Genomic DNA, 10,380 nt, shown 5'->3' with positions numbered 1-10,380 from the left:
TTACATCGACCATGAGGGCCGCCATTTCCGCGTCCGCGGCCCGCTGAACGTCGAACGGCCGCCCCAGGGCCATCCCGTCGTCATCCAGGCCGGCGTGTCCNTCACCGTGCAGCCCGATCTGGACGGCGCCAAGCGGGCCTATGCCGCCTTCAAGGCCCAGGTCGCCGCCAACGGGCGTCCGCCCGGCAGCGTCAAGGTGCTGCCCGGTATCATGCCGATCGTCGGGCGCAGCGATGCCGAGGCCGAGGACATCCGCGCCGAGCTGCGCGACCTGATCGACCCGGTGGCCGGCCTGACCTTCATGTCCGGCAGCATGAATTACGACCTGTCGCGCCATCCGCTGGACGGCCCCTTCCCCGATCTGCGCGACGTCATCACCGGCAGCCGCGGACGCTTCCAGCGGGTGATCGCCGACGCGCTGGAGCGCGGTGCCACCGTCGCCGAGGTCGGCGCCGCCTATGTCGAGAGCCTGTCCTTCGCCGTCGCCGCCGGATCGCCGAAGACGGTCGCCGACATTTTGGAACAGTGGATCACGGAACAGGCGGCCGACGGCTTCGTCGTGATGCCGCCCTATCTGCCGGGCGGCGTCGACGGCTTCCTGACGCAGGTGGTGCCCGAATTGCAGCGGCGCAGCCTGTTCCGGCGCGAGTACAGCGGAGCCACGCTGCGCGACCATCTCGGGCTGGACCGGCCGGCGTCACGCTATGCGTGATGCTGCCGCCGAGGGCCACAGATATATACAAACATCTATAGTGTTATAAGTTTTATTTGTTGACTGATTTAGTAGATTAAAGCAAGCTGGGATCGGTTCATTGCCCTGCCTGTCCGGTGCGCCGCCTTATTCATCCGCCCGGCCATGCCATCGGCTGCCGCGCCTGGCGCCGCGTCGATTCCCCATCCATCGATAAGCCGTCCAGCCCAGCCGTGGAGCCCCCGCATGAGCAGCCTCGACAGCAGTTTCGGCGTCCGCCGCGCCGCCACGCCGCAAGCACCGGCCGCAGCGAAACGGGTGCGCCGCCCGATCTCCGACGGACAGCACCGCATCGGAACGAGAGCCCATGTCGCCCTGTCCTGGATCGCGCCGCTTCTGTTGCTGGCGGTGTGGGAGGGGCTGGCCCGCAACGGCTGGATCGAGCCGCAGGTGCTGCCGGCGCCCAGCAAGGTGGTGGCGACCGCCTGGAAGCTGGCGCTGCACGGCACGCTGCTGCGCGACCTCGGCACCAGCCTGCTGCGGGCGGCSRCCGGCTTCGCCATCGGCGGCGGCATCGGCTTCGCGCTCGGCACGCTGGTCGGCTTCTCCCGGCTGGCCGAGGCGCTGGTCGACCGCAGCGTGCAGATGATCCGSGCCATCCCCTTCCTGGCGCTGCTGCCGCTGGTGATCGTGTGGTTCGGCGTCGGCGAGGGRCAGAAGATCTTCCTRGTTTCGCTGGGCGTCGCCTTCCCGGTCTACATCAACACCACGCWCGGCATCCGGCAGGTCGATCCCAAGCTGCTGGAACTGGGMCGGGTGCGCGGCCTGTCCACCGCACTGCTKATCCGCCGGATCGTCCTGCCGGGCGCCCTGCCCTCCATCCTCACCGGCGTSCGCTATGCGCTGGCGACGGCATGGCTGGCGCTGGTGGTGGCGGAGACCATCGGCGCGCAGGCCGGGCTGGGYTTCCTCGCCATGGACGCGCGCGAGTTCCTGCGCACCGACGTGATCGTGCTGACCATCGTCATCTACGCCCTGATCGGCGTRCTGGCCGACAGCCTRGCCCGGCTGCTGGAGCGCCGCCTGCTSGCYTGGCATCCSAATTAYGGAGCMGCCCGATGAGCGCCCYTCARATGAGCGCCCTWMMCGTCSCGAACGCCGAMCCCGCCGTCACCGTCACCGGCCTGCGYCGCGCCTATGGCCGCCGCGTGGTGATCGACGCGCTGGAYYTGCGCATCGCCCGCGGCGAGTTCGTCGCCCTGCTGGGCGAGAGCGGCTGCGGCAAGACCACGCTGCTGCGGGCGCTGGCCGGGCTSGACCCGATCCAGGGCGGCCGCATCGACGCTCCCGGCAAGCCGGCGGTGGTGTTCCARGAGCCGCGCCTGCTGCCCTGGGACAGCCTGTGGCGCAACGTMTCGCTCGGYCTGCCGGAGCGCGGCGCGCGGRAGGCCGCGGCGGCGGCGCTGGCSGAGGTGGGCTTGGGCARCCGGCTGGACGACTGGCCGCGCACYCTGTCCGGCGGTCAGGCCCAGCGCGTGGCGCTGGCGAGGGCGCTGGTRCAGGAGCCGGAGCTTCTGCTGCTCGACGAGCCCTTCGCGGCGCTCGACGCGCTGACCCGCATCCGCATGCACGGGCTGGTCAAGGAGCTGGTGGCCCGCCACCGGCCRGGCGTCCTGCTGGTCACCCACGACGTGGARGAGGCGATCCGGCTGGCCGACCGCATCCTGGTGATGYGGGACGGCGCCATCGCCGCCGAACATCTGCCGGAGACCGCCGCCGATCCCCAGCRCTTCCGCGCGCTGCTGCTRGCSGARCTGGGCGTGCAGGGAASCGCCGCCGCCTGACCGGYGCCGCCYRACCGGNNKMCCGCCCWMCMRSCCGYCSGMCYYCWWANCCCGWCCGMCCCTTCTTCCGACCGAACGAGCCTTCKCCGATGACCGACCCGTTCCGNCCCNNMGNNNNACCACCCGCCGCGCCTTCCTCGCCCGTTCGCTGATCGGCGCCGGGGCCGCCGGCCTCGCCRCGGGCTTCGATCCGYTGGSGGGCWCSCTMYCRRCKGCCCRYGCCGCCASCCAGACCACSGCCGGYCGCAACACCGAYACCATCCGCCTGACCTGGGGCTTCTCCGGYCTGGCCTTCATCGCCAAGGAGCNNGGGGAGNNCTGGAGARGACCCTGGCGAAGGACAACATCAAGGTCGARTGGMTCGGCCCCTTCCCCAACCATGCGCCGACCTTGCAGGCGGTGACCGGCGGCACCGCCGATTTCAGCTTCGGCGGCAGCACCACCCCGGCGCTGGCSGCSATCATCGCCGGCTCGCCCYTGGTCTTCAGCCTGTTCCTGAACTACACCCCGCGCACCACSGCGATCATCGCGAAGGACGGCTCCGGCATCGACAAGGTCACCGATCTGGTCGGCAARTCGGTCGCGGTCAACCGCTCCGGCCTSGGSGAGTTCCTGCTGGTGGCGGCGCTGGARAAGCACGGCGTCGACCGYTCGAAGGTSAATTTYGTCTATCTCAACCCGCCCGACGCCGCCCCGGCGCTGGCATCGGGCAAGGTGGACGCSTGGTCGATGTGGAGCCCCGGCGTCGACATCGCCCGSYTGGAGTACAAGGCGCACGACATCTTCCAGGAGGAGCGCGACCTCGATTTCCAGATCGAYTTCACCAGCTAYCTGACCCGCCGCCGCTTCGCRCAGGAGAAYCCGGCCCTGATCCGCGCCCTSAACGCGGCCTTCACCGCCGAAGCGGCCTGGGCCTCGGCCAACACGGTGGAGGCGGAGACCATCGTCCAGGCCAAGGCCGGCTATCGYGACGAGATCCGCGACGGCTACATCGCGCTGAARCGGCAGTACCGGCTCTATCCGGTCAGCGACGCCGCCTTCGTCGGCGAYCTCCAGAARGCGGCCGACTGGCTGGTCGCCCGCCGCATCCTGCCGGAGCCGGTCAGGGTCGCCGACCATCTGGCGGCGCTGTGATGAGCGGCGGGGACGGCTTCACCGCGACGCATTGGGGKGTCTACCGGCCGCGGGTGGCGRAYGGCAGGCTGACCGCKCTGGACCCGGCCCCGTGGGACRMGGCGCCGTCGSCCATCRGCCGGTCGRTGGTGGACGGSATCGACGCCCCCGCCCGCATCCGCCGCCCGGCGGTGCGCGAAGGCTTCCTGCGCCACGGCCCCGCATCGCGCGACGGGCGCGGACGCGAACCGTTCGTSGARSTGTCGTGGGACGAGGCGCTCGACCTCGCCGCKSGSGARYTGGACMGGGTGCGGCGSGASCATGGCAACGCCGCCATCTTCGGCGGCTCCTATGGCTGGGCCAGCGCCGGCCGCTTCCACCATGCCCAGAGCCAGCTTCAYCGYTTYCTCAACTGCATCGGCGGCTAYACGGCGCACAGCGACACCTACAGCTTAGGCGCCGGGCGGGTGCTGATGCCGCGCATCCTGGCGTCGATGGACGAYCTKATGCTGTCSCASACCGCCTGGAGCAGCCTGGAAAAGCACTGCGAGCTGTTCGTCGCCTTCGGCGGCCTGCCGGCCCGCAACGCSCAGGTYGGATCGGGCGGGGCCAGCGACCATCTGGTCAAGCCGGCGYTGGGCCGGCTGGCGGCGGCCGGCGTGCRYTTCGTCAATGTCRGCCCGGTGCGCCACGACCTCGACGACGTGCCGGGGGCGGARTGGATCGCCATCCGGCCCGGCACCGACACCGCYTTCATGCTGGGCCTYGCCCACACGCTGGTGGCKGACGGGCTGGCGGACGGCGATTTCCTCGCCCGCTGCACCGTCGGCTAYGRSGRKTTCCRSCGCTATCTGACCGGSGARGCCGATGGCGTCGCCAAGGATGCCGGCTGGGCCGCCGCCATCGCCGGSGTGCCGGMGGRGACCATCGYGACGCTKGCCCGCCGCATGGCCGGCAGCCGRACCATGATGAATCTYGCCTGGTCGCTGCAAMGGGCGGTGCATGGCGAACAGCCCTTCTGGATGGGGGTGACGCTGGCGGCGATGCTGGGCCAGATCGGCACGCCCGGCGGCGGGCTGGGMGTCGGCTATTCGGTRATGAACACCATGGGGTCGGGCCGGCGCCGGGTGACCGGGCCGCGGCTGCCGCAGGGRCGCAACCCGGTGRACACCGCCATCCCGGTCGCCCGCATCGCCGACATGCTGCTSAMCCCCGGCGCCTCCTACCGCTACAACGGGCAGACRMGGYGCTATCCCRACATCARGCTGGTCCATTGGGCCGGCGGCAACGCCTTCCACCACCATCAGGACATCAACCGGCTGGTCCGGGCMTGGCGGCGGCCGGARACGGTSATCGTCCAGGATCCCTTCTGGACCGCCCAGGCGAAATTCGCCGACATCGTGCTGCCGGCMACCACSGCGCTGGAACGCGACGACATCGGCGGCGCCACCGGCGACCGCTTYCTGGTGTGGATGGCCCGCGCCCTCGAYCCGGTCGGCGAGGCGCGCGACGACCACGCCATCCTCGCCGGRCTCGCCCGCCGGCTGGGGGTGGARRMSGWCTTCACCGGCGGGCTGACCACCGRGGARTGGCTGGAACGGCTCTATGAGGAATGCCGSTTCAACGCCCCGGTGCCGCTGCCGGAYTTCCGCAGCTTCCTGGCGGCCGGRCTKGCCGAAATCCCYCTGGTCGAGCCGGAGAAAATCCTGCTGCAAGCCTTCCGCGCCGACCCGGACGGATCGCCGCTGCCCACCCCGTCGGGCCGGATCGAGATCGGTTCGGCCACCATCGCCGGTTTCGGCCTGCCCGACTGCCCCGGCCATCCGGTGTGGCGCGACCCGGCGGAGCATCCGGGGCTGGCCGGCGACGACGGCCCGCTGCATCTGCTGTCCTGCCAGCCGGCGACCCGCCTGCACAGCCAGTACGACCATGGCGCGGTCAGCCGCGAGAGCAAGATCGCCGGGCGGGAGCCGATCCGCATCCATCCCGGCGACGCGGCAGCGCGCGGCATCGGCGATGGCGACGTGGTGCGGGTGTTCAACTGGCGCGGCGCCTTCCTGGCCGGTGCGGTTCTGACCGACGGCATCCGGCCCGGCGTGCTGCAGATCGCCACCGGCGCCTGGTACGATCCGGTGGATCCCGACACCGACGGCAGCCTCGACGCCCACGGCAATCCCAACATGGTGACGCCCGACACCGGCACCTCGGCCCTTGCCCAGGGCTGTTCGGCCCAGAGCGCCCTGGTGGAGGTCGAGCGCTTCACCGGCCCGCTGCCGCCGATCCGCGCCTTCCAGCCGCCGCGCTTCGTCGGCCGCCCGTAAGATGCACTCTCACGACGCCGCCAGAGCCTCCGCCACAGCCAGCGCATGCGGGACGATCTCCGATGCGCCGACCACCTCGCCCAGGCTGCCGCGGGTCGGCGGGCCGACGACGTACAGGTTGGATGCCGGCCGGCCATCGGCGCCCAGCGCCCGGTGCCGCCCGTCGACCTCCACCCCCATGCCGAGCGGATCGGGCCGGATCAACCCCTGGCCGGCGAGGGCGGCCAGCACCGGATTGCGCCTGAACGAGGCGCCATGGCAGGCGCCCGTGCAATTCACCAACGCATCGTAAGTGCGCCCGACCAGGGTTTCGCCGCCGCGCGGCCGGTGGACGACCCACAGAGCGCCACCTCCATCGCCGCCGCCTGACGGATGATCGTCGGCGCTCGCCGCGACCAGCCGGCCAGCCAGCACCGTGAGACGCCCGTCCGCCTGCGCGGACGCCACCAGCCGGGCGACCTGCGGGGCCGCCTGGAAACGGTGGGCATCCCACCAGGGCCGCAGATGGCGCTGGAACCGCCGCCGCTCGTCAATGGAAAGGGCCGCCCACAGGACAGCGTTCTGAAGACGCAGGCTTTCGAGCACGTCGGTCCAGGGCCGCCCCTGCCTGCCGGCGTCCGCGACAGCGGCGCGTACCCGGCGCAACAGGTCCCGGATCCCGGCAGGCGGGTCGGCGGCGAAATCGGTCCAGGAATCGGCATGCCCGCCAGGGCGGGGCCGCGGCACCAGCCCGTGGCGGGACAGCGCGGTCAGCGGCCCGCGATGGCCGCGGCCGATCAGCGTCGACACCGCATCTCCCATGGTCAGGCCGGTGCCGACGATCAGCACCCGGTCGGTCCGGCCGATGGGATCGAGCGCACCCGGCGCCCATGGATCGGCGACGACCCGCCGGTGCCCCGCCAGCCCGGCCAGCACACCCGGCAGCTCGGGCCTCGGGTTTCCGGTGCACAGCACCAGCGCATCGGCCTCCAGCACCCTGCCGCCGGCAAGCTCCACGACGAACCCGCTTCCCTGCGGCGATGCCAGCCGGCGGGCGGCGACGGCACGGTCGCGCCGGTGGGTCACCCGCACCGGCCCGGCCGCGGCGAACAGCGCGCGCAGCCTCTCGTCGAGATAACGCCCGAACACCGACCGCGCCGGATAATGCAGCCCGTCCGCCCAACCGGCCGGATCGGCCTCCAGCACGCCGCGCTCCAAGCACCAGCGATGGAAATCCTCCTCCTCACCCTCCCCGGCCGTCCGTCCGGTCACCGCCGCCATGCGGATGGAGGGAACATTCACCCGGTGGCGCGGGTCGCCGCCCGYSGCGTAGGTSAGCCCGSCCCCRARCGACGGCCGCGGATCCACMAGCTCCACCTCGGCGGAGAAGCCGCCCGCGGCACCGGCGCGCACCAGCCCGGCCGCGACGCCGCTGCCCGACACGCCGGCACCGACGATGACGATCCGCAMCGGCCGCGGCACGGTCACAGYCCCTCGCGATGGACGATYCGTCCGCCGACCAGYGTCAGGCGGCAGCGCAGGTCGCGCARCCGSTCCGGGTCGATGGCGGTGGGATCCTCCGACAGCACCGCRAGGTCGGCGGCGAAGCCRGGACGCAGCRGCCCCTTCCAYCCCTCGTCGAARGTCAGGGCGGCGCCGGCCACGGTGAACAGCCGCAGCGCCGTTTCGGCRTCCAGCCGCTGGTCGGGMCCGATGACCCGGCCGCYGGTCCGTTCCAGCCGGTTRCAGACCGACCACAGGGTGAAGAASGGRTCGTGYGGGATGTTGTCGGTGGCGATGGCGGTCGGAATGCCCAGCCGCAGCAGATGGGCGTGCGGCACCACCAGATCGCCGCCRTCCGGCTCCTCCAGATAGGCGGCCCCGCCCTTCCACAGGAAATAGGTCGGGATCGTCGTCACCAGCACGTCCAGCCGCTTCARYGCCTCCAGRTCGGACAGCCGGGCGCGGCCGATATGCTCGATCACCCARCGGCGGCCGGACAGCGGATGGCGCTSGTTGACCGCCTCCAGCACCGGCACCACCTCGTGCAGCCTGTCGCTGACGATGGTGTGCAGGCGCAGATCGTGCTCGGCGGCCAGGAARCAGGCCTCGCRGAAGTCGGCCGGGGTCAGCGCCTGCTCGACGAAGCCCGACCAGCCGGTGTCCGGCAGATTGTCGCGGGCGCAGCAGGCGACCGCCGGGTCGCCGCCATAGGCGATGTGGACGCCCGACAGCCKYAGCCAGGGATCGCCMAGCCCGGCGCCGCGCGCATGRGCCAGCCAGTCGCGCATGGCRCGGCGCGCCTCGGCGATGTCGGCCCAGCTCGGRCTGACCACCAGCCCGACCCGCACCGTCAGCTCCCCCAGCTCCCACAGCCGGCGGTAGACCGAGATGGTCTGCGGCGCGGAGCCGTGCCCCTCGTAGATGCTGGTGGTGCCYTGGGCGTTGTAGAGCCGCTGGGACAGCCGSACRCCYTCCAGCCGTTCGGCGAAGCCGAAGCGGGGAACCGCCGGCAGCAGGTCGAACTCGACGGTCGGGCGGCTGTTGTGCTCGACGATCACGCCGGTCGGCTCGCCRCGSKMATCCTTCAGGATCTCCACGCCGGCGCAGGTCGGCAGGSTGGCYGCGGTGATGCCGTTCAKCGCCAGCGCCCKGCTGTTCARCGCGCTGTGCCCCGGCGGCTTGCCCCAGTTGCCGAACAGGCCGGGGATGTAGACCGGATGGTCCGGYGCKGCRCGGTCMAGCTCGTGCCGGTCCGGCGGCCTTCCCTCGGCCAGCGTCGCCGCACCGTCGAAGAAGAAGGGCGGCGTGCCGATCGGCATGGTGACGATCCACTGGCCGGGTGGCGTCTCAGCCGCCACCGCCCGCACCCGCTCCAGRATGTCGCCGACGCTGCGCGCACCGGCCAGCGAGGGSCGCAGGCGCTTCAGCCCYTCGCGCTCCATATGGGCRTGGGCGTCGTTGAAGCCGGGGATCAGYGTCGCGCCRCCCAGRTCGATKGCYTCGGTGGCRGMRGTGGCGAGYGCCGCSACCTCCTCCCCGCCGACCGCGAGGATGCGGTCGCCKGCCAGCGCCACCGCGCTGGCGCGCGGCCGGKCSGGATCGAAGGTGAGGATTTTGGCGTTRCGCAGRAKCAGGGTGGGRGAAGAACTCGGTCCGCTCATCCGGCGATCCTCACGAGGCGGTGGTGTACCAGGGGAACAGGCGGCGGATCAGCGCCACGAACAGGCGGTCGGCGATGAARCCGAAGGTGCCGAGCAGCACCAGMCCGATCAGCATGATGTCGACCCGGAACATCTGGTGGCCGGTGGACATCATGTAGGCSAYCCCYTCCCGCGCRCCGGACAGCTCGGCGGCGACMAGCAGGATCAGCGAGACGGCGATGCCCTGRCGCARKCCGGCCAGKATCATCGGCAGKGCCGCCGGCAGMACCACCAGAAGCAGCGTCGCCAWCCGYCCGGCGCCGAGRCAGGCGGCGGAGCGYAGATAGGCGGCCGGCACGTCRCGCACGCCGATGAAGGTGGTGATCCAGATSGGGAAGAAGCTGCCCCAGGCGACCAGCGCCACCTTCGASCCTTCGCCGATGCCGAACCACAGGACCGACAGCGGCACCAGCGCKATGGASGGSACGGAGCGGAAGCCGTGCAGGATCGGCTCGCTGACATGGTGCAGCAGGCCGATGCGCGCGGTCAGCARCCCRGCCGTCACGCCGGTCGCCGTCGCGATGGCGAAGCCCAGCGCCGCCCGSCGCAGGCTGGCCAGGATGTTGGCCGCGATCTCGCCGGACAGCAGCATCGGGACGAAGCTGTCGAACACCGCCGATGGCGGCGGCAGCAGCACCGGATTGACCCAGGTCCCCAGCCGCGGCACCGCCTCCCAGACCGCCAGGAACAGCAGGATGCCGGTCACGTTCAGCAGGGCGCGCAGCCAGGCCGCCCGCCGCAGGCCGCGGCGATGGGCGCGGCGGAACTCTTCGGCGAAGGCGTCCCTGTCGGACGGCGCCTCCGCCGGGCGCAGGGGGGTGGAGAGGCCGTCGCCGGCCGCGTCGTCCGTCGCCGCCGTCACGCCGCCCTCCGTTCGCCGTCGCTCTGGTCGCCATTGGTCCGCTCGGCCCCCCGGCTGCCGCGGGCCAGCGCCGCGGCGATGCGGGCGTATTCCCGGCCGAACTCCGCCGAGCCGCGGTCGCGCGGATAGGGCAGATCGACCGCCAGATCCTCGCGGATCACCCCCGGCCCGGCCCCCATCACCACGACGCGCTGGGCGAGGAACACCGCTTCGTCGATGTTGTGGGTGACGAACAGCACCGACACCCCGGTCTCCCGCCACAGCCGCAGCAGATCCTCCTGCAAATTGGTGCGGGTCATGGCGTCGACGGCGGCGAAGGGCTCGTCCATCAGCACCACCTCCGGCTCCACCACCAGGGCGCGGGCGA

General features: G+C 72.0%; 8 protein-coding genes and 1 pseudogene. 5 read left to right on the top strand and 4 right to left on the bottom strand.

Annotation, left to right across the window (positions count from 1 at the left end; all coding sequences use genetic code 11):
- Positions 1-4 precede the first annotated feature (4 nt).
- The 5 genes from VH569_RS34635 to VH569_RS34615 all read left to right on the top strand — a co-directional run bounded on the left by VH569_RS34635 (position 5) and on the right by VH569_RS34615 (position 5,969).
- On the top strand, positions 5-712 hold the full coding sequence (locus tag VH569_RS34635; protein ID WP_423321743.1) for an LLM class flavin-dependent oxidoreductase: 708 nt from the start codon (positions 5-7) through the stop codon (positions 710-712).
- A 225-nt stretch (positions 713-937) separates the two neighbouring features.
- Positions 938-1,813: an ABC transporter permease subunit gene (locus VH569_RS34630; RefSeq protein WP_423321741.1), complete on the top strand. Its 876-nt coding sequence runs from the start codon at positions 938-940 to the stop codon at positions 1,811-1,813.
- Positions 1,810-2,535 carry an ABC transporter ATP-binding protein gene (locus VH569_RS34625; RefSeq protein WP_423321739.1) on the top strand — a complete coding sequence of 242 codons (726 nt, stop codon included), beginning with the start codon at positions 1,810-1,812 and terminating at the stop codon, positions 2,533-2,535. Before VH569_RS34630 ends, VH569_RS34625 begins: the two co-directional genes overlap by 4 nt.
- 390 nt (positions 2,536-2,925) lie before the next feature.
- Positions 2,926-3,669, top strand: a complete 744-nt coding sequence (locus tag VH569_RS34620) for an NrtA/SsuA/CpmA family ABC transporter substrate-binding protein (protein WP_423321737.1) — start codon at positions 2,926-2,928, stop codon at positions 3,667-3,669.
- Positions 3,669-5,969 (top strand): molybdopterin-dependent oxidoreductase, encoded by a 2,301-nt coding sequence (locus tag VH569_RS34615; protein ID WP_423321735.1) that lies wholly within the window; start codon positions 3,669-3,671, stop codon positions 5,967-5,969. Before VH569_RS34620 ends, VH569_RS34615 begins: the two co-directional genes overlap by 1 nt.
- Positions 5,970-5,978: 9 nt before the next feature.
- Here VH569_RS34615 and VH569_RS34610 read toward each other — a convergent pair whose 3' ends face one another.
- From VH569_RS34610 to VH569_RS34595, 4 genes and pseudogenes are all read right to left on the bottom strand, one after another.
- Positions 5,979-7,436, bottom strand: a complete 1,458-nt coding sequence (locus VH569_RS34610) for an FAD/NAD(P)-binding protein (protein ID WP_423321733.1) — start codon at positions 7,434-7,436, stop codon at positions 5,979-5,981.
- Positions 7,433-9,112 (bottom strand): amidohydrolase, encoded by a 1,680-nt coding sequence (locus VH569_RS34605; RefSeq protein ID WP_423321731.1) that lies wholly within the window; start codon positions 9,110-9,112, stop codon positions 7,433-7,435. Before VH569_RS34605 ends, VH569_RS34610 begins: the two co-directional genes overlap by 4 nt.
- A gap of 10 nt (positions 9,113-9,122) precedes the next feature.
- Positions 9,123-10,013: an ABC transporter permease gene (locus tag VH569_RS34600; protein ID WP_423321730.1), complete on the bottom strand. Its 891-nt coding sequence runs from the start codon at positions 10,011-10,013 to the stop codon at positions 9,123-9,125.
- Positions 10,010-10,380, bottom strand: a pseudogene (locus VH569_RS34595) (hypothetical protein); the annotation flags it as partial. The gene VH569_RS34600 and the pseudogene VH569_RS34595, both read right to left, overlap by 4 nt.

Origin of the sequence: Azospirillum sp. 11R-A, assembly GCF_049472615.1 — a bacterium.
GTDB lineage: Bacteria > Pseudomonadota > Alphaproteobacteria > Azospirillales > Azospirillaceae > Azospirillum > Azospirillum palustre.
Note: the sequence above shows the minus strand (reverse complement) of the source record. Positions and strands in the feature narration are given on the sequence as shown.